This window comes from Pengzhenrongella phosphoraccumulans (assembly GCF_045689905.1).
Taxonomy (GTDB): domain Bacteria; phylum Actinomycetota; class Actinomycetes; order Actinomycetales; family Cellulomonadaceae; genus Pengzhenrongella; species Pengzhenrongella phosphoraccumulans.
In genome coordinates, this window is sequence record NZ_CP144210.1 from 17,253 (window position 1) to 37,067 (window position 19,815).

Annotated in this window: 23 protein-coding genes, 1 pseudogene and 1 riboswitch; of the genes and pseudogenes, 11 read left to right on the forward strand and 13 right to left on the reverse strand. The window is 68.5% G+C overall.

The features are described from left to right. Nucleotides 1-95: 95 nt before the first annotated feature. Nucleotides 96-284 carry a hypothetical protein gene (locus VTA80_RS00075; RefSeq protein WP_407343393.1) on the forward strand — a complete coding sequence of 63 codons (189 nt, stop codon included), beginning with the start codon at nt 96-98 and terminating at the stop codon, nt 282-284. Beyond that, nucleotides 259-750: a TadE/TadG family type IV pilus assembly protein gene (locus VTA80_RS00080; protein ID WP_407343394.1), complete on the forward strand. Its 492-nt coding sequence runs from the start codon at nt 259-261 to the stop codon at nt 748-750. Before VTA80_RS00075 ends, VTA80_RS00080 begins: the two co-directional genes overlap by 26 nt. 58 nt (nt 751-808) lie before the next feature. Here VTA80_RS00080 and VTA80_RS00085 read toward each other — a convergent pair whose 3' ends face one another. The 5 genes from VTA80_RS00085 to VTA80_RS00105 all read right to left on the reverse strand — a co-directional run bounded on the left by VTA80_RS00085 (nt 809) and on the right by VTA80_RS00105 (nt 4,549). Beyond that, nucleotides 809-1,231, reverse strand: a complete 423-nt coding sequence (locus tag VTA80_RS00085; RefSeq protein ID WP_407343395.1) for a YkvA family protein — start codon at nt 1,229-1,231, stop codon at nt 809-811. An 84-nt stretch (nt 1,232-1,315) separates the two neighbouring features. Next, the gene (locus VTA80_RS00090) at nt 1,316-2,134 is read right to left on the reverse strand and encodes a hypothetical protein (RefSeq protein ID WP_407343396.1); all 819 of its coding nucleotides are present in this window, start codon (nt 2,132-2,134) and stop codon (nt 1,316-1,318) included. 33 nt (nt 2,135-2,167) lie between these two features. Further along, nucleotides 2,168-2,722: a hypothetical protein gene (locus VTA80_RS00095; protein ID WP_407343397.1), complete on the reverse strand. Its 555-nt coding sequence runs from the start codon at nt 2,720-2,722 to the stop codon at nt 2,168-2,170. A gap of 395 nt (nt 2,723-3,117) precedes the next feature. Next, nucleotides 3,118-3,447 (reverse strand): helix-turn-helix domain-containing protein, encoded by a 330-nt coding sequence (locus VTA80_RS00100; RefSeq protein ID WP_407343398.1) that lies wholly within the window; start codon nt 3,445-3,447, stop codon nt 3,118-3,120. Nucleotides 3,448-3,451: 4 nt separating this feature from the next. Further along, nucleotides 3,452-4,549, reverse strand: coding sequence for a tyrosine-type recombinase/integrase (locus VTA80_RS00105; RefSeq protein ID WP_407343399.1), 1,098 nt, complete (start codon nt 4,547-4,549; stop codon nt 3,452-3,454). Nucleotides 4,550-4,719: 170 nt separating this feature from the next. On the opposite strand from VTA80_RS00105, the gene VTA80_RS00110 reads away from it, so the two are divergent. From VTA80_RS00110 to VTA80_RS00120, 3 genes are all read left to right on the forward strand, one after another. Next, on the forward strand, nt 4,720-5,175 hold the full coding sequence (locus VTA80_RS00110; RefSeq protein WP_407343400.1) for a TadE/TadG family type IV pilus assembly protein: 456 nt from the start codon (nt 4,720-4,722) through the stop codon (nt 5,173-5,175). A gap of 68 nt (nt 5,176-5,243) precedes the next feature. Next, nucleotides 5,244-5,627, forward strand: a complete 384-nt coding sequence (locus tag VTA80_RS00115; RefSeq protein WP_407345846.1) for a pilus assembly protein — start codon at nt 5,244-5,246, stop codon at nt 5,625-5,627. Continuing rightward, on the forward strand, nt 5,624-8,836 hold the full coding sequence (locus VTA80_RS00120; RefSeq protein WP_407343401.1) for a LysM peptidoglycan-binding domain-containing protein: 3,213 nt from the start codon (nt 5,624-5,626) through the stop codon (nt 8,834-8,836). Before VTA80_RS00115 ends, VTA80_RS00120 begins: the two co-directional genes overlap by 4 nt. A gap of 572 nt (nt 8,837-9,408) precedes the next feature. Here the strand turns inward: VTA80_RS00120 and VTA80_RS00125 are convergent. After that, nucleotides 9,409-9,741 carry a YnfA family protein gene (locus tag VTA80_RS00125; RefSeq protein ID WP_407343402.1) on the reverse strand — a complete coding sequence of 111 codons (333 nt, stop codon included), beginning with the start codon at nt 9,739-9,741 and terminating at the stop codon, nt 9,409-9,411. A gap of 210 nt (nt 9,742-9,951) precedes the next feature. Between VTA80_RS00125 and VTA80_RS00130 the strand changes: the two are divergent. The 4 genes and pseudogenes from VTA80_RS00130 to VTA80_RS00145 all read left to right on the forward strand — a co-directional run bounded on the left by VTA80_RS00130 (nt 9,952) and on the right by VTA80_RS00145 (nt 12,798). After that, nucleotides 9,952-10,326: pseudogene (locus VTA80_RS00130) on the forward strand (ArsR/SmtB family transcription factor). Beyond that, the gene (locus VTA80_RS00135) at nt 10,326-11,369 is read left to right on the forward strand and encodes an EamA family transporter (protein ID WP_407343403.1); all 1,044 of its coding nucleotides are present in this window, start codon (nt 10,326-10,328) and stop codon (nt 11,367-11,369) included. Before VTA80_RS00130 ends, VTA80_RS00135 begins: the two are co-directional and overlap by 1 nt. A 260-nt stretch (nt 11,370-11,629) precedes the next feature. Further along, entirely contained in the window at nt 11,630-12,010 is a 381-nt protein-coding gene (locus tag VTA80_RS00140; RefSeq protein ID WP_407343404.1) for an ArsR/SmtB family transcription factor, read from the forward strand. Next, nucleotides 12,007-12,798, forward strand: a complete 792-nt coding sequence (locus VTA80_RS00145) for a cation diffusion facilitator family transporter (protein WP_407343405.1) — start codon at nt 12,007-12,009, stop codon at nt 12,796-12,798. The genes VTA80_RS00140 and VTA80_RS00145 overlap by 4 nt, the downstream gene beginning before the upstream one ends. 35 nt (nt 12,799-12,833) lie before the next feature. On the opposite strand, the gene VTA80_RS00150 is transcribed toward VTA80_RS00145, so the two are convergent. Then, nucleotides 12,834-13,418: a methyltransferase family protein gene (locus VTA80_RS00150; protein WP_407343406.1), complete on the reverse strand. Its 585-nt coding sequence runs from the start codon at nt 13,416-13,418 to the stop codon at nt 12,834-12,836. Between the two features lie 42 nt (nt 13,419-13,460). Further along, the gene (locus VTA80_RS00155; protein WP_407343407.1) at nt 13,461-13,775 is read right to left on the reverse strand and encodes a hypothetical protein; all 315 of its coding nucleotides are present in this window, start codon (nt 13,773-13,775) and stop codon (nt 13,461-13,463) included. Nucleotides 13,776-14,295: 520 nt separating this feature from the next. Between VTA80_RS00155 and VTA80_RS00160 the strand changes: the two genes are divergently transcribed. Next, on the forward strand, nt 14,296-15,492 hold the full coding sequence (locus VTA80_RS00160; RefSeq protein WP_407343408.1) for an IS110 family transposase: 1,197 nt from the start codon (nt 14,296-14,298) through the stop codon (nt 15,490-15,492). 247 nt (nt 15,493-15,739) lie between these two features. On the opposite strand, the gene VTA80_RS00165 is transcribed toward VTA80_RS00160, so the two are convergent. From VTA80_RS00165 to VTA80_RS00185, 5 genes are all read right to left on the reverse strand, one after another. Next, the gene (locus tag VTA80_RS00165) at nt 15,740-16,453 is read right to left on the reverse strand and encodes an RNA polymerase sigma factor (protein ID WP_407343409.1); all 714 of its coding nucleotides are present in this window, start codon (nt 16,451-16,453) and stop codon (nt 15,740-15,742) included. Nucleotides 16,454-16,638: 185 nt separating this feature from the next. Beyond that, nucleotides 16,639-17,133 (reverse strand): DUF4395 family protein, encoded by a 495-nt coding sequence (locus VTA80_RS00170; RefSeq protein ID WP_407343410.1) that lies wholly within the window; start codon nt 17,131-17,133, stop codon nt 16,639-16,641. Further along, on the reverse strand, nt 17,121-17,537 hold the full coding sequence (locus tag VTA80_RS00175; protein ID WP_407343411.1) for a hypothetical protein: 417 nt from the start codon (nt 17,535-17,537) through the stop codon (nt 17,121-17,123). The genes VTA80_RS00170 and VTA80_RS00175 overlap by 13 nt, the downstream gene beginning before the upstream one ends. Nucleotides 17,538-17,661: 124 nt before the next feature. Continuing rightward, nucleotides 17,662-17,919 (reverse strand): hypothetical protein, encoded by a 258-nt coding sequence (locus VTA80_RS00180; protein ID WP_407343412.1) that lies wholly within the window; start codon nt 17,917-17,919, stop codon nt 17,662-17,664. A 268-nt stretch (nt 17,920-18,187) separates the two neighbouring features. Beyond that, nucleotides 18,188-18,631 carry a YibE/F family protein gene (locus VTA80_RS00185; protein WP_407343413.1) on the reverse strand — a complete coding sequence of 148 codons (444 nt, stop codon included), beginning with the start codon at nt 18,629-18,631 and terminating at the stop codon, nt 18,188-18,190. A 191-nt stretch (nt 18,632-18,822) separates the two neighbouring features. Then, a riboswitch (cyclic di-AMP (ydaO/yuaA leader) is annotated at nt 18,823-19,012 on the forward strand. 1 nt (nt 19,013) lies between these two features. Here VTA80_RS00185 and VTA80_RS00190 point away from each other — a divergent pair. After that, nucleotides 19,014-19,781, forward strand: coding sequence for a C40 family peptidase (locus tag VTA80_RS00190; protein WP_407343414.1), 768 nt, complete (start codon nt 19,014-19,016; stop codon nt 19,779-19,781). The last annotated feature ends 34 nt before the right edge of the window (nt 19,782-19,815 follow it).

Below are 19,815 nucleotides of genomic sequence, written 5' to 3' on the forward strand. Positions count from 1 at the left end.
CTGCGGTGCGGCGGAAACCCGGACAGCCGGACCCAACTGAACAAGGAAGAAGTACCCACTTAAGGAATCGACCACATTGGGAAGGACGAACAGATATGCCTCACCTCATCGCCGCCTTGGCCCTCGTCAAGATGTTCCTGACCCCTCAGTCAGACGATCACCCCGACCGTGGGTCCGTCACCGTCGAGCACGTCCTGTGGGCGGTCGCGGTCATCGGGATCGTCGGTGTCGTCGTTGCTGCGATCAATGCCTATGTCAATGCCCAAGCCGGCCTCATCACCTGAGCGCCGGGCACAGCGCCCGCGACCCAAGCGCCCCCGCCCGCCCCACCGGCGCGGCCGGTGGGACGAGCACGGCTCGATCTCGCTCGAGATGCTCCTCGTCTTGCCCGCCCTGTTCGCCATCGTGATCCTCGGGATCCAAGGTGCGTTCTACTACCACGCACACACCCTCGCGATCGCCGCCGCCCAAGAAGGTGCCCGAACCGCCGGGGCCCTGAACTCCACCGCGAGTCAGGGCATCACGGAAGCCGCGGATTTCGTCGCAGATGTCGGCGGCGACGACGTCCTCACGAACGTCGAAGTCGCGGCCTCGCGCACGGACACGGCCGCACGGATCACTGTTGCGGGGAACTCCGCCTCCCTGATTCCCGGGTGGAGCCCCCGCGTTCAGGCCGCAGCATCGGTACCTGTTGAGCGGATGACCTCCGGCGAGTTCACGAATTCTGAAGGGTCCAGAGGTGGGAACTGACGTGCCAAGCCTCTCATCCACCGCTGTTGTGGGCGTGGGTTCGCGAACTGACGGTCGGCTACTTCGCAGGGCTGCTGTAGCCGGTGAGCGTTTTGATGGCGAGGAGGCCTTCTGGTGTGCCCGGCCAGTGCCGATCGATGGCTTCTGGGCCCGCGTGTCGGGCAACAGACCTCAGGACGACAGCGACCAGCACGATGTCGTCGGCGTACCCGACGACTGGGATGAAGTCGGGGATGAGGTCGATCGGGACAGCCAGGTAGACAAGAAGGGCCCCGAGCCCGATCCGCACTCCTCGCGGGATGGCTGGATCGCGGGCGAGCCCGTGCAGGAGGCGCACCAGGTCCGGGATGAGGCGGAGCATGTCGCGCAGGTTGACGCGTTTGCCCTCGCGGCGGGCAACGAGCCACAGCGCGAAAACCAGGGTCAGCCACAACAGCAGGAGCCCTCCGAGGATGGCGGTGGCGATCGCCCAGGGGTTCATGGATCTGACGGTACCGATGCGCTGGGCGTGGCACGGGGTGCGTGTGTGGTGGTGCGTCGGGGAACCGTCGGAGGTTCGTTGATGTCAGGGGACTTCGAGGTCGTCGAGGTCGGGGGCGGGGAGATAGCGCAGGGCGGCTTCGACGCTGATGCCGAAGAGCTCGCAGATGCGGCGCAGGTCGCCGCTGGTGGCGTTGACCTCGTAGAGGATGCGGTCGTCGCGGATGACGCTGACGGGCACGTCCATGGTGCGGCTGACCCAGTGGAAGCCGGTGGGCAGGAGCCTGCCGGCGTTGCGATGGTTGATGAACACGTAGGGGTTGGCGGTGTTGGGCCAACGTCGGGCGCGGTGGTCGAGCCACGCGGCGAGGCGGACCTTGACGGGTTCGGCAAGCAGGATGCTGCGCTTGTCCTTGGGCTGGTCGATGCGCAGCCGTCCGTCGGCGAGGTCGGTGAGGACCATGTGGCGGACGTCGCGGGTGCGGACGCCGTGGAAGGCAGCGAGGGCGGCGATCGCGGCGCAGGCCGGGTCGGGCGAGTTCAGGGCCTTCTGGATGCTGGCGGTATCCAAGGGCAGTGGTTGGCGGCGTTCGTGGGCGCCGGTCCGGATGCGGGCGATCGGGTTGACGAACAGGATCTTGCCGGCCTTGAGCACGGTGAGGATCGAGCGGAGTCCGGCTCCCATGATCGAGCGGGGGTTGCCGGACGGGGGCAGGACCGCGACGACGTCGGCGCGGGTGATGTCCCGCAGACTGGTGTGGCCTTGCTCGGCCCAGGTCGTCAGGGCGGGCATCGCTGCTCGCAGGTAGTGACGGATGGTCTGCTCGTCCCGGGGTCGTCGTCGGGGCGGCGTGGTCGACCCGTCGCGCATGACGTCGAACCAGGCGCGCAGCTCGGCCTGCATGGGGTCGGGCAGGGCGTTGATGGTGGTCGCGAACTAGGCGTGGATCGCGGGCTGGCGGTCGTCGAGCATGACGCCGGCCGCGGTTGCGACGTCGATGACGGGGATCGCGGTGAGGCCGATGTCTTGGAGTCGCATGGCGTCGGAGGCGAGGAGCATGGCACCAGGGGTGTCTTGCATGAACTGCAGGACGCGCAGCGACCGCTGAGCGCGGTGGATGGTGGACTTGGGCCAGCCGTGGCGGCGGGCGTGGTCGAGGACCGCGGCGTCCAGGAAGGCGGCCATCTGCTCGTTGGGCGGGTCCGGCAGTCCTTCGGCGGCGAACGGCCCTCGCTGTGGGGCGCCGGTCATCCAGTTGGCCAGATCGCGAGGCATGTCGAAGAGCGCGGGCTGGACGTGCTCCACCGGGGAGAACTCGATGGTGGCGAACCTGTCGGCGCGGTCCCGGTTGAGGCTGCGAGGGTTGGGCCTGTCCACGCGGCGCACGTTGCCCCAGCGGATCCTGGTGGGCTGCCAGGGCATGTTCGCGAAGTAGAGCTGCTGCCCGCCGGCATTGGCGTCGTCGACGGTGACGCCGAGGGTGATGGTCATCTGTCGGTCGCACAGGTTGCAGACCTGAGCAGGGTTGACCGCCAGGTCGACCCGGCGACAGATCCGACAGGTTCCTTTCGGGAGACGCGCACGCCAGCTGCGGCAGCGCCAGCACAGCCACTTGTGTTTGCGGATTACACCCCAGGCGAGGCAGTCGCGGCAGGACTCCAGGCGTTGTGGCGCCGTCGGGTGACAACGGGTGCACATGCCCTGGGAGTAGTAGGTAACTCCGTGCTGGTAGCCACCGGCATGGGTGCCGACGCCGCAGCGGTTGCAGCCGGGCGGGTCGAAGGGGCCGCCCGGCAGGCAGTCGTAGCAGTAGTCCACGCGTGGGGAGGTCCAGGCGACGGGTCTGATGCGGCAGGCGTGGCAGGGCTTGGGTGGTGTGGTCACGCCTATGCCGGAGGTTTGGTCCGATTGCGCCCGAGCCGGGGCTGCACGACTGAGATGGTGGCGGGCGGCTGCTCGTCGCCGTTAGCGGCCTTCGCCGTGCGCAGGGCCGCGACCTTGGCGGGCTCCCGGACGAGCAGCTTGCTGGGTTCGCAGTCCAGGACAGCGCAGATCACGTCGAGGTCCTCGAGGCGGATGGTCGTCGGGGTTCCGGTCCACAGCCCCGACATCTTGCCGGTGGAGATCTCGAGGCCGGCGTCGGCCAGCATGCGGCGCAGCTGGGTGGACTTCCAGATGCCGCGTTCGGCGGCGGTCATGCGCAGGTTCCACTGCACCTCGTCATCGCTCCTTCGGGTCTGTGGCCAGGTCGAACCGGTCGGTGAGTCGCTGGTTGGCTTCGGCCCACGCGTGCTCGATGTGGTCGTCGTGGACGTGGACGTAGATGGTGGTGGTCTTGAGCCACTCGTGGCCGAGCAGTTCCTGGATGGCCTTCAGTGCCATGCCCCGGTGGTAAAGCGAGCTCGCGCAGTAGTGCCGCAGCACGTGCGGTGTCAGGCGGCCCTTCCAGTCGGGCAGCCACCGTTCGACGGCGCTGGCCAGCCCCGAACGCAGGGTGTCGGCGCCAGCCCGGGTCGGAAGGTGGGTGATCGGGTCGTGTCGCTCGCTAGGCAGGAGAGGGGCGTCAGGGTTGTCCCAGTCGTCACCGAACTGGTGGCGTACGTCGGTCAGCCACCAGGTCAGCAGTTCGTCGACACTGTTGATGGCTGGAACGAGACGGGTCTTGGGCCCGCGGCCGCGCGAGCCCTTGCCGTGGCGGATATGAAGCTTGCCGTGGTCGCCGAGGTCGGGGCGCCAGTCACGCAGGTCAAGCATGACGCTCTCATTCAGCCGCAGTCCGAGCCTTCGCCACAGCGAGGCGGCCATGTAGTCGCGGGCTGCGGTCAGGTACTTGCGCTGGTCGGGCAGCGCGTCACCCCAACTGGCGAAGAGGTGGTCGACATCGTCGTTGCTGGGAGGCACCCGTACGGCGCGGGTCCAGGTCGAGGCGGGACGGTTGAACTCGTCGATCGGCTGGCCAACGACCACACCGGTGAGTGTGTGGATGTCGCCCTGATAGCGGACGATCATGAACTCGAAGAACCGCGCCACCGCGGCCGCTTTCAATTCCACGGTGGACCGCATGAGGCCCCGGTCACGACGCAGCCAGGTCAGGTACCGATCCGCGTCGTCGCCAGTGGCGGTCCAGAGCGGTTCGCCGAGGTAGCGGGCGAACTCGATGACCGCCGAGCGCTCAGCGTCGATGTAGCCGTCGGTCAGCCCTGCCCCCACCATCGCGAGCGCGTGCTGATCGACGATGTCCTGCTCGAACTCCTCGATGTCGGCCGCGGAAGCCAGCCGCCGAGGGGAGTCGATCGAGCGCACCACCGCCAAAGTCATGACCAGGCCTCGGGATCACGAATCAGATGCACATGTCATATATATCAGACTCTGTTCAGGAATCCCGACCATATCTCGAAGATTGGTGGCGGTGGCTCATGCGTGAGATGAGCAGGACCAACGGTCACAGCGGGAACTCAGTGGCCGAAGGAACCCACGGCATTCGGGACATGACCATCCGGCTGCGTCAACTGCTGCCACGCCGCGACGACCGTGGCTCTGCTGCCATCGAAGCGGCGATCCTCGTGCCCACTTTCACCCTGTTCCTCGGACTGCTCATCTTCGCTGGTCGAACCGCCATCGCCCACCAGGGCCTCGACGCCGTTGCCACCGACGCGGCCCGGTCGGCGTCAATCGCCCGGACCGCGAGCCAAGCCCAAGCGGCGGCCGAAGAAGCCGTTGCCTACTCGTTGGCCAACAACAACCTGCGGTGCGCTTCCAGCTCGCTCGAGCTTGATGTGTCCGGGCTGTCGGCGCCGATCGGGACACCCGCCATGGTCACCGCCACGGTGACCTGCACCCTGAACCTGGCCGACCTGTCGGTGCCCGGAGTGCCCGGATCTCAGACGATTACCGCAACCATGGTCAGTCCAGCAGATGCCTGGAGATCCAGGACGCACCCGTGATACGCCCCCAGCACCGGGGCCGGGCGCATCTGCCGTCATGGGGGCGAGACGAGCGCGGGTCCGTGTCCGTGTGGGCCGCAGCCGCATCGGTCGTCATGATCATCTGCGTGGGCATCGCCGTAGACCTCGGCGGCCAGGTCCGTGCCCAACAGCACGCACGCGACGTCGCCGCGCAAGCAGCCCGCGTCGCCGGACAGTATCTCGACGACTCGGCCATCGAGGGCCGCTTCCCATCGGTGGCCATCGGCCAGGCCAAGTCCGCCGCCAGCACCTACCTAGCCGCGGCCGACGTCGCCGGAACGGTCACCATCACCGGCGCGACCACGATCCACGTGGCAGTCACCGACACCTACAGCCCCCTCTTCCTCGGCATCATCGGCATCGCCGACCTCACCGTGACCGGCGACGCCACCGCCCGCGTGATCCGCACGATGGGAGACACCGAACAATGACCACACTCACCCGCAGGCTCCTCGGTCTACTCGCCGCACTCGGGCTCGTCTCGTTCGCCGCCGGGATCCCGATCGCGCTCACCTCGTTCGGGCTCAGCCCCCTGGACCTCCTCACCCACCCGATCTGGTCGAACCTCCTGGCCCCCGACAACGGCACCATGGCGTGGGTCGGCACCGCGATCATCGTGTGGGCTATCTGGGCGGTGCTCGTCTCGTGCCTACTTCTCGAGTTCGTCGCGGCCCTGCGCGGGATCGACGCACCCACGCTGCGCGGGCTCGCCCTGCCGCAGGGCGCCGCTCGAACCCTGCTCACCTGGGCGTCCTTGCTATTCGTCGCGGTGCCGGCCGCAACCGCTTCGATCCCCATTCCCAGCGCCGTGGCGTCCTTGAGCCCAACGATCCCGGCGATAGCAACATCGGCACCGCTGCGCCCAGATCCGGTGCGTACATCCGTGGACGTGCCCCGCCGCGGCGCCCCCGAAACCCGGTCCCCACAGATCGCGTCACGCCCCGCCCCGCTTGCGAGTCCACCAATGCTCGCGCCCGGCACGGCCACATACGAGGTCAAACGCGGCGACAGCCTATGGAAGATCGCCGAGAAGCTTCTCGGCGACCCCCTGCGCTACACCGAGATCGCCTCCCTGAACGCCGAACTGCTCGGCGGGCAGCCGGACTTCATCGCACCGCCAATGGTGCTGCTCGTGCCCACCGATGAAGTCGTCGCGGCGCAGTCGGTCACGTCCGACAACCAGACCTATGCCGTCAAGGCAGGTGACACGCTTTGGCAGATCGCGCAAGACGAGCTGGGAGATGCCTCCCGCTACCCCGAGATATTCGAAGCCTCCACGGCCATCACTCAGCCGGGCGGCGAGCGGCTCACAGACCCCGACCTCATCAAGCCTGGCTGGGCCCTCGATGTCACACCGGGCAGCGAGCCCGCCGCAGCCACGAACACGCCGGCGAGCAAGCCCGTGACTCCACCGACCGTGGAACTCCCCGAGCCAGTTCCGCCCCCGCCCGCCTCCGTGGCCCCCGCCCCAACGCCCACGGCGTCCACCGCCCCAGCGTTGGAGGCATCACCGACGCCCTCGACGGTTTCGCCCGACACTGAAATCGCGAAACTGACCCCGACGGCATTGCCGGGATGGCTCCTGCCCGGGCTCAGCGGAACTGGAGCACTCCTTGCTGGCGCCCTGTTCCTCACCGTACGTGCGCACCGACGTACCCAGATTCGCTACCGCAAGCCCGGCCAGATGCTCCAACCGCTGCCCGCAGGCCTCGGCGCCATCGACCGCACCATCGAAGCATCCGGAGGCCCGACGGCCCCGCAGATCCAGACGCTCGACGCGCTGCTGCGCGAACTATCAACGGCGTACCCAGATCCGCAGGGCTACCCGCCGATCCTCACCGTCGAACTGTCCGACGCCAGCGCCGACCTGCACCTCGAAACGAACGCAACACTGCCCCCGCCGTGGGCCGGCGAAGGCCGCCACTGGTCCGCGCCGCTCACCGAGCGCGCGCCCGCGACCGGCGTCCCGCCCTACCCGCTCCTTGTCACGGCCGGCCGGTCGAGCGACGGGCACCTCTGGCTGCTCAACCTCGAAAGAGTCGGCTCGTTGGCGATCACGGGCGACCGCGGGCGCGCGCAGGCCTTCGGGCGCTACCTGGCCGCCGAACTCGCGCTCAATCCATGGTCGGTGCTCGTCTCGGTGCATGCGATCGGGTTCGGCCAAGAACTCGCACTGATCGACCCGCTGCGGTTCACCAGCTACGCCGACGACGACCACAACGCCCTGGACGAGATGACACAAGCCGTCGACCCATCCGGCGGCGTCGTCGGGTTCGACCCAGAGACGTTCCACGTCCTGCTCGCCACCACCCCGCGCGCAGACTCCGCGCAGGTGCGGGACATCGTCAAAGCGATCGCCAAGCACCCCGCTCGCTCAGGCGCGGCCGTCGTCGTAGTCGCTGCTGGCGCCCATGAGGGCGACATCGAGGCGACCATGACCCCCGACGGCCGCCTCGTCATCCCCTTCTTCGACCTCAAGCTCGACGGTGTCGGGCTCACGGCCACCGAGGCACACGATTGCGCCCTGCTGGCGTCAACGACCGACGACGCCCCGTGCGTCGCGTACCCGATCGACGAAGCAGCTTCGAGTGGCATCGCCGCCCTCGTCGACGCCGCCGGCGCACTGCGCCCCCAACTCATCAATGACCGCCCCGCAGACCTGACCGAACCCGCGGGCGCTACTTCGCTCCTGCCCCTGGCCACCGAGCAGTACGTCGCCACCACCCCAACCACAGCGCAAGACGTCCAGACCCTCGCTCCCACCGTCCCCGACGAGACACGCAGGAGTGTCCTTGCGACGTACCCCGAGCTCGACCGCGACCTTGCCGAATGGGCCAGGGGGCGGGATTGCACCAAACCGCGCCTCACCCTGCTCGGCCCAGTGGTCGCGCACGGCCGAGGAGACCCGCACGCAGCAACCAAACGCCGACCCTTCCTGACCGGCCTGCTCGGCTACCTCGCTCTCCACCCCGGCGGGGTGACGTCCGACGAAGTCAAGACTGTCGCCGGCGCCGAGAGCTACCGCAACAGCATCAAAGACCTGCGTCGATGGATGGGCAAGAACCCGCTCACGGGGCAGGACTACGTTCCCTACGCGGACAGGACCCGAGCGGCGAAGGCAAGCGGCGAGGCGCGCTACCAGGTCGACGACGTACTCGTTGACTGGGAACTGTTCAAAGCTCTGAGAGCCCGCGGCACCGCGCGTGGCGCCGCCAACGGAGGCATCGGCGACCTCGAGCTCGCGCTGGGCCTCGTCACTGGAGTGCCGTTCAGCCAGCGCCACACCGAAACGTGGAAGTGGCTCGACGAATCCGAACGGCTCGACCTCATCGCACCGTGCGCAATCGTCGATGTCGCCCACACCGTAGTAATTCACGCGCTCACCGCGGGCGACCTCCCCTTGGCCCGGCGTGCCGTCGACGTGGCGATCCTCGCCGCGCCAGACGACGAAACCGCACGACTAGACCTCATCGACATCCTCCAAGCCGAGGGCCACTCAACCCTCGCCCGCACCAAACTCGACGAAGGCATCGTCAACCGCTCCGACGACCACCACGCACCCATCTCCCTGCCGCAACGCACCGCTGACATCCTCGCCAAACCCAATCAGGAGCAGCATGGGACGCGCGGCACGAGCTAGCCACCCGACAACCAGGGACCGCTTGAGGCACGTCGACGCCGGGACCCGACTGGCAATCCCCCGAAACATCGCCGTACCACCTGCGTTTCAACCCATCAGTGCTGGCAATCCCTGAAACCGTAGAGACCGGGAGTGTCCGATAGACGGTGTGACTGCCGTCTGGCGGTTTAGTTCATCGACGGGTTGATGCGTCCGTCGAAGGTGATCGCGAAGGCGTTCAACGCCGCGTTCCAGCGCATGACCCCTTTGGGTGGACGGGGGCGAGCGCCTCCTGCTGCATGCCTGTCGATCGAAAGCGCTTGTCGGGTCATGCCGGCAGGTACGTGCAACCTGGCGTTGAACGTCGAGTGGGTCGGGGCCGGGGTCTTCAGGTTTGATAGCGTTCGATCGGTCGTTCCTCCAAAGACCCCGGCGCTTCGACTGTAGGACGGGCCACGCCAGCTGTGAAGGGCGGCCGGCCACGCAGATCCTGGCCGCTCGTGGGCGGTGTTGTCCTCATCGTTCATGGCCGGTCAGCGGTACCGCGGCCCGCTGCCACGCGCGGAAGATTGCGGTCGATGCCATCCCCAGGATCAGTTTCGGGGTGCGTACATGATCACCGCGACGCCGAGTAGGCAGATGACCGCGCCCGTGATGTCCCACCGGTCGGGCTGAAACTTGTCGACAACCACGCCCCAGGCCAGGGATCCGGCCACAAAGATCCCGCCGTACGCCGCGAGGATCCGTCCGAAGTTCGGGTCGGGCTGCAAGGTGGCGACGAATCCGTACGCGGCAAGGGCGATGATGCCGGCCCCGATCCACACAGCGCCGCGATGCTCGCGGACGCCCTGCCAGATGAGCCAGGCACCGCCGATCTCGGCCACTGCCGCCAGGACGAACAGGAGCAGGGAGCGCAGCAGTGTCATGACGGAAAGTCTGCCGCAGGCTCGATGGCGGGTGCGGCGCGATCCGGGGCAGGCCGGCCTTGAACCAGTCGGCCTGACTCCGGATCAGACCCGGACGTCTGCCCCCCGACGCATCTATCCGGCGCCTCCCCCGATGCCCCGACTCGGACTGATGCACTCCGTGTCAGGCCCACGACACAAAGACACGCGCCATCGTGAAAGGATCTGCGTATGTATGCAGATACTCAGCCCGTCCGAAAGGCCACGGAAAGTCGGTACGTCGAGCTCGCGGTCGAGATCTTCGCGATGCTCGCGGACGCGACGCGCCTACGGATCGTGCTCGCCCTGCGCGACGGTGAGCTGTAGGTGAACGACCTCGCTGACGTGGTCGACAGGAGCCCGTCCGCCGTTTCGCAGCATCTGGCGAAGCTGCGGCTCACCCGGATCGTTGCGGCCCGCCACGACGGTGCCCGGGTCTTCTATCTCCTCGAGAATGAGCACGCCCGCCGACTCGTGACCGACGCCATGTTCCAGTCCGAGCACGTCCTGGACGTCGCGCCCGCGCACCACACGCGAACCGGTGAGCTCACGGCTGACGGCCAGTGATGCTGACGAGCCTGCGCAACCGGGGCGTCCAGGCCGCCCTGGTCTCTGCGGCGCTGTTCGGCGCCGGGACACCGCTGGCCAAGCTTCTCCTCGGCGACGTCAGCCCGTGGATGCTCGCCGGACTGCTCTACTGCGGGTCCGGCCTCGGCCTCGGCCTGATCCGGATCGCCCGACGCTCACCCCCGGTGCACCTGGCGCCCGGCGAGCTGCTCCCGCTCGCGGGCGCGGTCTTCTTCGGTGGGATCCTCGGGCCCGTTCTGCTCATGCTCGGCCTGTCGAACATGCCCGCATCGGGCGCCTCGCTGCTGCTCAACGCCGAGGGCGTATTCACCGCACTCCTGGCGTGGTTCGTGTTCAAAGAGAACGTCGACCGACGGGTCGCGCTCGGGATGGTCGCGATCGTCGCCGGCGCGGTCGTGCTCGCCGTCCCGACCGGCGCGAGCTTCGGCAGCCCATGGCCGTCGCTCGCGATCCTCGGCGCCTGCGCATCCTGGGGGCTGGACAACAACCTCACCCGCAAGGTCACCCTCGCCGACGCGACCTGGCTCGCGGCTGTGAAGGGCGCCGTCGCCGGACCCGTGAACCTGATCCTGGCGTTCGCACTGGGAGCCCACCTGCCCGCCGCGAACCACGTCATCGCGGCCCTGGGTGTGGGCTTCCTCGCGTACGGCGTCAGCCTCGTGCTGTTCATCGTCGCGATGCGCCACGTCGGCACAGCCCGCGCCGGCGCCTACTTCTCCGCCGCACCGTTCTTCGGTGCACTCCTGGCCATCGCGCTCGGCGAGAGCCTCACCTGGCCGCTCGTCGTGGCCGGGACCTTCATGGCGATCGGGGTCTGGCTGCACCTGACCGAACGCCACACGCACGAGCACACCCACGACCCGATCACCCACGACCACCGGCACACCCACGACGCCGACCACCAGCACGAGCACGCCGAGTCTGTGCCCGCAGGGACCTGGCACACCCACGAGCACACCCACCCCGCGCTCGCGCACTCCCACGAGCACTACCCCGACACGCGCCACCGCCACGCCCACTGACACGACGCCGTCGTCGGGCCGGCTCGTCGCCCTCCCGCTACGCCCCGTTCGTCGCTCAGGCCCGTCGTTCGACGAAGCTCACCCACGCCTGGGATCCCCCGCTGAGGTCGGTGGCGCGCCGAATGCCCCAACGACGCAAGGTGTCTACTGCGAGGCTAGAGCTGTAGCCCTGGTTGTAGGCGATGACGACGCGGCGATCGGCTGGTCACCTCGAGGACACGGCGGGGTGGACTGCTCGCGTCTCGCGATATCATCGTCCAATGACGATTGACACCCAGGTGAAACGGCCGACAAGAATCCCGCGCGAGGAGTCGCCGGATTTGTCCGGTGCGGCGTGCATGTTTCGCAGCCTGGGTGATCCCGCGCGGCTGGCGATCCTGCGTCATCTCGCCGGGGACGAGCTGATGGTGAAGGACCTGACGGCGCATCTCGGGCTGGCGCAGTCCACCGTGTCGGCTCACCTCGCGTGCTTGCGGGACTGCGGGTTGGTCGCGTCCCGGGCGCAGGGCCGGGCGACGATGTGGTCGCTCACGGCGAGCGTAGAGCTTCTCGGTGTGCTCGCCTCCGCCGAGCGGCTGCTGGAGGTCACCGGGAACGCGGTGGCCTTGTGCCCGACGTACGGCGAGAAAGCCAACCGATGAGCGCCCGTGCGCCGATCGCGGCGCCTGGGCTCTCGGCGTCGGATCGCGCGCGCCTCGGTCGTCGCGCGCAGCTCCTCGCGGGCGTGAGTGTCGGGTACAACGCCGTCGAAGCAGTCATCGCGATCACGGCGGGGCTCGTGGCCGGGTCGGTCGCCCTGGTCGGCTTCGGGCTCGACTCGGTCGTGGAAGTCTCCAGCGGCCTGATCATCTTGTGGCAGTTCCGGCACCGCCTGCCCGAGAGCCGCGAACGGGCGGCTCTGCGGCTGATGGCCTTCTCGTTCTTCGCCCTCGCCGCCTACGTCACCGTCGAGTCCGCCCGTGCGCTTCTCGGCGGAGGTACCCCGGACCCGTCCCCGGTGGGGATCGGCCTCGCGATCGCGTCGCTGGCCATCATGCCCTTCCTGTCCTGGGCACAGCGCCGCACCGGCAGAGCCCTCGGCTCCAGCACAGTGGTCGCCGACTCGACCCAGACCCTGCTGTGCACCTACCTGTCCGCGGTGCTCCTGGTCGGGCTCCTCCTGAACGCGACCCTGGGCTGGTCCTGGGCCGACCCCCTCGCGGGACTGGTGATCGCCGCCGTCGCGGTGAAGGAAGGACTCGAGGCATGGCGCGGAGAAGCGTGCACCTGCGTGCCGAACGGACTGGTGACCAACGACACCGAGAACGACGACGACGGATGTGATTGCGCTGACGGGTGCACGGACACTTGTTGCGCCGGTGAGGACCAGGCACCGACGTCAAACCCCCAGAGCGTCGAGATCCTCGTCGCACCACCGAAGAAGCTCTGAGCCGGCTCTGGGCCAGACTCGGGGTTGACCCGGGTTCAACGGGGAATGAACCGGCCCGCGCGCCGTGTGTAATCCGCGTAGTCAGAACCGTGCACGCGTTCGAGGTAGGGCTCCTCAACGGCGCGGACCTGGATCTCGATCGCCGCCGCCAGGCACGCAAGTCCCAGCAGCGCGACCGGTGTGGGCACCATCGCCATCACGCCGGCGGCCATGAGCACCATTCCGGCAAAGGTGGGGTTGCGGACCTTGCCGAAGATCCCCGTCGTGACCAGCGGGGTTCGTTCGCCCGGGTCGACGCCGATGCGCCAGGAGGTACCCATGGTCGATTGGGCGACAAGAACCACGACCAGCCCGGCGATCGCAAGAACCGCACCGGCGATGCCGAACGCCGGATGGGCGAACGCGCTGGGCGGCGCCATCACGTTCGCCAGGGTCAGGATCGGGGCGGCGATGCCCAAGACGACGCCGACGGGGAACAGGATCCCGCCCCACCAGGTCAACGACCGCGGCGGGCCGGAGAGGCCTCGATAGCCCGTCGACCCGGTCGAGCGCCACTGGGCCCAGCTGCGCAGACCGAAGGCCAGGACACACCCCAACACGTACAGAACCAGCGCGGTCATGGCCACGAGGGGGTCGTCCTAGGTCGAGGTTGAAGTCGCCCGTTACCGGTCCGGGTAGGTGTCGGGCGCCAGGTCGGCCATGATCCGCCGGGCCTCAACGCGGTCGTCGAGGTCCTGGGAGATCGCGAGGGACTGCTCGCGCATGAGGGCGATGCGCACGGCTACCGTGTCCCGCCACTCCTGAAGGTCGGCGTCGACACCGGCGCGATCGACCCCAACCTCTTCGAGCGCGTCAACCAGGACGTCGAGTGCGGCACGGATCTCGGCACGGTCCAGTTCGCCGCCCAGCGCACGCACGACGACCAACAGGGCCGCACGACGGGGCTCAACCTCCGCGGGATCAGGGTGCAGCGTCACGTCGACCATCCTCGCACCGTTGCCAAACACCGAGGCAGGCTCCAGGCCGACACCCATCGCGACCTCATCCGGTTGACTCTCGATGTCTGACACCCGCCGATGACCGCTCGGCCACCCGCGGTCAAAACCTCGGCACCCTCACCGACGACGAGAAGCTCAACGTGTTCCTAGGGGAGCCGCCGGGTAAGCCGGGTGAGCGCTCGGACGCTTTCGTCGCCGAGCCGTCGCGCGATCCGTGTGCGCGCCGACAACTCCCAGGGCGCCCGTTACCTTCTTCTCAGCCCCGCGGGTCGGGTTGGATCGGGGGTGCTGGCCTGTCGGTCTCGGCATGATTGCCGCCCCCAGTCGTCCATGATCCGGGGGGTGTTGTCACCGGGACCGGTAGGTGAGGGGTGATCGCTGATAGGGGCACGGCCAAGGACCCGCTGGGGTTCCGTAGTGCCGTCCGTAACGTGGATGCCGACGCTCGTCACCGTGGGACAGTCCAGCTTGCCTTGTTGCCGACGAGGGGGGTCCAGCGATGATTCGTGGTCATGACCAGGTCGACGTGTTCGTCGGGCTGGACGTCGGCAAGAGCGACCACCACGAGGTCGCGCTGGACCGCGGAGGGAAGGTCCTGTTCGATCGGGCGCTGCCCGACGACGAGGCCCGGCTGCGTCAGATCCTGGCCCAGCTCGGCGAGCACGGGCAGGTGCTGGTGGTCGTTGACCAGCCGGCCACGATCGGGGCTCTGCCGGTCGCGGTCGCCTTGGACGCGGGCGTGATCGTCGGGTATCTGCCGGGGTTGTCGATGCGGCGGATCGCGGACCTGCACCCGGGCCAGGCCAAGACCGACGCCCGGGACGCGGCGATCATCGCCGAGGCCGCCCGCTCGATGCCGCACACGTTGCGCTCGATCGCGCTCGACGACGAACAGGTCGCCGAGCTGTCGATGTTGTGCGGGTTCGACGACGACCTGCGCGCTCAGAGCACGGCCACCTCGAACCGGGCGCGGGGCTTGCTCACTCAGATCCACCCGGCCCTGGAGCGGGTCCTGGGCCCGCACCTGGACCACCCCGCGGTCCTGGACCTGATCCAGACGTGGCCAACGCCGGCCGACCTCGCCGCCGCTGGCTCGCGGCGGATCACCGCCCGGCTGCGCAAGGGTGCCCCGCGCCTGGCCGAGCGCCTGGCCGCTCAGATCACCCGCGCGCTGGGCGAGCAGACGGTCGTGGTCACCGGCACCAGGGCCGCTGGTGTCGTGCTGCCCAAGCTCGCGGCGCAGCTGGCCGCGCTGCGCACGCAACGCGACGAGGTCGCCGTCAAGGTCGAGGAACTGGTCGATGACCACCCTCTTCACCTGGTCCTGATGTCGATGCCCGGAGTGGGCATCAGGACCGCCGCCCGGGTCCTGACCGAGATCGTCGGCAAGGACTTCACCTCCGCCGCGCACCTGGCCTCCTACGCCGGGCTGGCCCCGGTCACGCGCCGGTCCGGGACCTCGATCCGAGGCGAGCACCCCTCACGATCGGGGAACAAGGTCCTGAAACGCGCCCTGTTCCTGTCCGCGTTCGCGGCCCTTCGCGCCCCGATCTCCCGGGCCTATTACGAGCGCAAACGCGCCGAGGGCAAGCGCCACAACCAGGCCCTGATCGCGCTCGCCCGGCGCCGTTGCGACGTCATGTTCGCCATGCTCCGCGACGGCACCCTCTACGACCCACCAGCCCGAACCGCTTGACGAAGAACATAGGGGCTCTCCCCGTCGGTAGCCGTTCCAGACGATGCTCTCGGTGGCGGGGACCATCGGCATCGTCACCGCTCTGGTGCTCGGGGCGGACGTCGGCGTGCTCGTGTACGGGCCGTCGTGGTCGAGGTCTATCCCTTCCAGTCGGCGCGTTGGAAGGGCGCCAGGACGGACCCGGGGGGAGTTCCGCCTGGGCTGAGACGCCCGTCGGTGCACCCGGTGACCGCCGAGCCCGCCGTCCTCAGCCGGGCGCGGGCTCGGCGCCGACGGCCCGGCTGACCTCGGCCAGGCGCTGCTCCAGAAAGGCGCGCTCCGCGGCGTTCGCCGTGAGCTCCATCGCGCGCCGGTACGACTCAGCCGCGCCAGCGGCGTCTCCGAGGCGGCGCAGCAGGTCGGCACGGGTGGCGGGAAGGTAGGGATAGTCGGCGAGCCGAGGATCGGTCGCCAGCTCGTCGAGGAGCGGCAGTGCGGCGGCCGGACCGTCGGCGAACGCCACGGCGGCGGCCCGGTTCAGCGCGACCACCGGGGTATTCCACACCGCCAGCAGCCGGTCGTAGAGGTGCACGACGCGCGGCCAGTCGGTCTGCTCCAGGGACGGCGCCATCGCGTGTACGCCGGCGATCGCCGCCTGCAGGGTGAACCGCCCCGGTGGGCCGGACGCCAGCGCCCCGGCCGTCACCGTGAGCCCCTCCAGAATCGCGCGCTGGTCCCAGCGCGTCCGGTCCTGGTCGGCGAGCAGGAGCAGCCGGCCCTGCTCGGCGGTCCGGGTAGCCCGGCGCGCGTCGGTGAGGAGCATCAGGCCCAGCAGTCCGCGGGTCTCGGCCTGCTCGGGGAGCAGCGCGGCGAGGGTGCGCGCGAGGTGCAGGGCCCGGTCGCAGAGCTCCTCACGGACGAGCGCGTCCCCCTCGCCGGCCGTGTGGCCGGTGCTGAAGAGCAGGTGGATGGCGGTGAGCACGCTGTCCAGGCGCTCGGGCAGCTCCGCCCGGCCCGGAACTCGGTAGGGGATCCGTGCGTCGGCGATCTTCTTTATCCATGGGCATAAGGAAGTCGGCGCACGTGGCCAGTAGAAAGACCTGGTCGTCGGCGGCGGGATCAATGCGATCGACTTCGCGCTGGTCGCGGGCCGCTACACCAACCCGTTCAACGCAATTCCCGGACACTTCTGCTCGACCCGAAGAACAGTCTGTAGATCCACGAACCGAGGCACCAGAGACTGCCGGTTAGAATCGCTCCCCCGGCGACGACAAATCCTCCGGAGATCAGACCGAGCACGGGCGCTCCGTTGTAAAAAAACAATGCCGACAGTGCCAGCATTACCGTGGAGAGCAGGTACGAGAATCGTCGCGGCGTTGGTGTCGACGGAAGTGGCGGAGATCGAAACAGGTGTCGCACGATGAAGTTATAGACCAGGTCGAGGATCATCCCGCGCGGCCAAACTATCCCGCTCAAGGCAACGAGTGCCATGGTTCCGAGCCAGATAGGCGACTGCAACAAGAGTCCGATTACGATCAGAATCGTGCCCACGGCGGGGGTGAATCGCAGCGGCATTGCGAAGCAGGATTTGGCTTCGGTGTCGAAACTGTCAAATCCCTGCTTATCTAGATTGGCCTCCAAAGAAGCACTCAGGCTTGCCATCTCTTTATCCTCCTTCTAGCCGGGGCTCTTTCGCGCCGAGCGTGACGTCCGTACTCAATGAATTGCCCCCTGGGAGACCCGGGGTTCCCGAACAATGAACGGGCGACAGCTCCTGACAGCTCCGGAACTGGCGGCGGTGCGGGCCTGCCTGCGGCCGCCGCCGCTCGCGCCGCAACTTCGGCGGCGCACTGCTGCGCGATGATTCGCTCGAGATCGGCCGCCAACACGGCGCGCTGCGCGTCGATCTCGACCTGTTCAGCCTCGGAATGATCCTTCATGCCCTCAAGGGTCCGCTGTTCGGCACTCTGGTCTGCGATCAGCTGCTCGATCTCGACCTGCCGGGCTTGCGCCGCCGAGCGGGAAGCATCGGCGGCGATGACCTTCTGGTCAGCGTCGGACTTCAACGCAGCGACATTGTCCTGGATCGCGCTCAGGCCCGACTGACCATTTCGGAGGAGCCCATCAGGAACGGCGAGCCGGCGCTCACGCCCGACCCGCCCGCTCCCTCGAGAATCGTGGGCACGTCTGCTAGGCGACCGCCGACATGGTCCGCATGAGGTCCGAGCCGTGCGCCCCCTGGTGCATCCCCGGGTTGTGGGTGCCGGAGAAGCCAGCGCCGTGGGCGCATTCGGAGACGTGCTGACCGTAGGCAGGGCCGCTGGCGACGGACTCGCTACGTGCATTTTCGCTGGTAGCGCTGGCCGGCGAGGCCTGAAGAAGGACGGCGGCTGCGACCGCCGCGGTGGCGACGGCGCGGCCGAGCTTCGTGCTGCTCTTGGTGCTCATCATGTGAACTCCTCAACGTGCATGGTGGATTCTGTCTTTCGGGATGACTCCAGAATTGCGCCCCAATCCATCGATCCCGGCAACGAAACGACAAAGATCCGACAAAGATCGCGGCATCACGGACGGAGGCGAAGTCGGCCCTCGTCACCGATGCCAACCCCAGCGCGTCGATACGCGAGGTCCGGTGACGGTGGGTGGATCGCACCGTTGGTCCAAGCCTGGGACCCGTGGCGGCCCGCGGGCGCTCGTGGTCCACGAGATGCCTGGATCAGTGGTGGTAGCCCGCTGTCTCGGCCACGCGGTGTCGTTGACGTGAGGGCTTCGCCGGGTCCGCGATCGCAACGAGGGCGGCGATCGCGGTTGTCAACGGGATCGCGAGAACCAGTCCGATGGACCCGACCAGGGTGCGCACGATCTCCCCGGCGAACTCCCCGCCCGTCAGCGTCTGCGCCAGCGGCAGCTGGTGGATCTCGACGAGAAGGAGCAGCGGGAGAGAGGCTCCCGCGTACGCGAAGGCGATCGTGTACACGGTCGATGCGATGTGATCGAGCCCGATGCGCATCGCGCGTCCGAACAGCTCACGCGGGCTCGCGTTCGGGTCCGCGGAGCGCAGCTCCCAAACTGCGGACGCCTGGGTGATCGTCACGTCGTTGAGCGCCCCGGGCCCACCCACGCAGCCGGCCGCGAAGGTCGTCCGCAGTGATCGAGTCAAATCCTCCGGCGGCGTAGATCTGCTCGACGCGCCCGCGGACGTTGAGACCGTTGTCCTCGGCCTCTATCGCCTCGTTGGCGTTCGGGGGAATGTGTCCGTCGACGGCCACCTGCGAGGGTCCGTGACCTGACCGTGACAATCGGGGCTCGCGTCAGTTAGGGTCGGCTCACCCTGGGGCGATCCCGGGTCGCCTGGGGTGGACGCCGAGTCCTGCCACCACCGATGGCCCTCTCGAAGTCTCGCTGGCAGGAGCGGGGGACCCAAGCACGGCGGACATCGCACGTCGGTGTCCTTGGGGTGAAGCCGATCGCTCGTGATCGGCCGGGCGCAAACTCCCGCCCGAACCCGACAGCTCACCCCGAAGGCGACCGGAGAGGTCCCCATGCCCGTGAGCTCTATTCCCGCCCGCCACCGATCAGCCGGTCGGCCAGTCACCGCCCTCTCCGAGCTCGCGTCTACCGCGACCGGGACTCTCTCGGTCGTCAGTCGTCGATCCGTCGTCGTCGCGGCGTCCTCCGGCCTGATCATGTCGGTGATCGCGTCACCGGCGAGCGCCACCGGGCCCAACGAGAACACCATCAGTCACGCCGCCGTGGACACCTCCAGCCTCACCGCAGGCGCACGCGCGGCGCTCGCGACCTCGCCGATCGTCAGCGTGCCCGACGAGGCGTCCTGGTCCCTGGACATCCCCGCGCTCGCCGTCGTGGCCGACCCGCCACCCCCGCCGCCCCGCGCAACCCCACCTGCCGCGTCGCGGAGCGCGGCTCGCGCAGCCGTACCGGCCGCGGCGATCGGCGCGACCGCACCTGCCAGCGCGAACGGGAGCGCCATCGTCGAGATCGCGTCGCGGTACGTCGGGGTGCCCTACCTGTGGGGCGGCACGACCCCGGCCGGGTTCGACTGCTCGGGCTACACGTCCTACGTGTACGCGCAGGTCGGCATCACCTTGCCCCGCACCTCATCGGCCCAGCGCGAGGTCGGCACGGTCGTCTCCCGTGCCGACGCCCAGCCCGGAGACCTCATCTGGTCCCCCGGTCACATTGCGATCTACGCCGGCGGAGACCTGCAGGTCGATGCGCCCCGCCCCGGCCAGACCATTCAGATCCGGAGCATCTGGCAGTCCAACCCGACCTTCATCCGGGTCGGCTGAGCAGCGCGCGACGCCCGGCGCACACCGAGTCGCC

Excerpts from the sequence above, each read along its gene's own strand:
- VTA80_RS00170 (WP_407343410.1), bottom strand. The coding sequence starts at position 17,133 with ATGGCAAGCCTGAGTGCTTCTTTGGAGGCCAATCTAGATAAGCAGGGA.
- VTA80_RS00090 (WP_407343396.1), bottom strand. The coding sequence starts at position 2,134 with ATGCAGGCCGAGCTGCGCGCCTGGTTCGACGTCATGCGCGACGGGTCG.
- VTA80_RS00075 (WP_407343393.1), top strand. The coding sequence starts at position 96 with ATGCCTCACCTCATCGCCGCCTTGGCCCTCGTCAAGATGTTCCTGACC.
- VTA80_RS00160 (WP_407343408.1), top strand. The coding sequence starts at position 14,296 with ATGATTCGTGGTCATGACCAGGTCGACGTGTTCGTCGGGCTGGACGTC.
- VTA80_RS00190 (WP_407343414.1), top strand. The coding sequence starts at position 19,014 with ATGCCCGTGAGCTCTATTCCCGCCCGCCACCGATCAGCCGGTCGGCCA.
- VTA80_RS00085 (WP_407343395.1), bottom strand. The coding sequence starts at position 1,231 with ATGAACCCCTGGGCGATCGCCACCGCCATCCTCGGAGGGCTCCTGCTG.
- VTA80_RS00080 (WP_407343394.1), top strand. The coding sequence starts at position 259 with ATGCCCAAGCCGGCCTCATCACCTGAGCGCCGGGCACAGCGCCCGCGA.
- VTA80_RS00150 (WP_407343406.1), bottom strand. The coding sequence starts at position 13,418 with ATGACCGCGCTGGTTCTGTACGTGTTGGGGTGTGTCCTGGCCTTCGGT.
- VTA80_RS00105 (WP_407343399.1), bottom strand. The coding sequence starts at position 4,549 with ATGACTTTGGCGGTGGTGCGCTCGATCGACTCCCCTCGGCGGCTGGCT.
- VTA80_RS00095 (WP_407343397.1), bottom strand. The coding sequence starts at position 2,722 with ATGACCATCACCCTCGGCGTCACCGTCGACGACGCCAATGCCGGCGGG.
- VTA80_RS00125 (WP_407343402.1), bottom strand. The coding sequence starts at position 9,741 with ATGACACTGCTGCGCTCCCTGCTCCTGTTCGTCCTGGCGGCAGTGGCC.
- VTA80_RS00180 (WP_407343412.1), bottom strand. The coding sequence starts at position 17,919 with ATGAGCACCAAGAGCAGCACGAAGCTCGGCCGCGCCGTCGCCACCGCG.
- VTA80_RS00135 (WP_407343403.1), top strand. The coding sequence starts at position 10,326 with ATGCTGACGAGCCTGCGCAACCGGGGCGTCCAGGCCGCCCTGGTCTCT.
- VTA80_RS00110 (WP_407343400.1), top strand. The coding sequence starts at position 4,720 with ATGACCATCCGGCTGCGTCAACTGCTGCCACGCCGCGACGACCGTGGC.
- VTA80_RS00145 (WP_407343405.1), top strand. The coding sequence starts at position 12,007 with ATGAGCGCCCGTGCGCCGATCGCGGCGCCTGGGCTCTCGGCGTCGGAT.
- VTA80_RS00140 (WP_407343404.1), top strand. The coding sequence starts at position 11,630 with ATGACGATTGACACCCAGGTGAAACGGCCGACAAGAATCCCGCGCGAG.
- VTA80_RS00120 (WP_407343401.1), top strand. The coding sequence starts at position 5,624 with ATGACCACACTCACCCGCAGGCTCCTCGGTCTACTCGCCGCACTCGGG.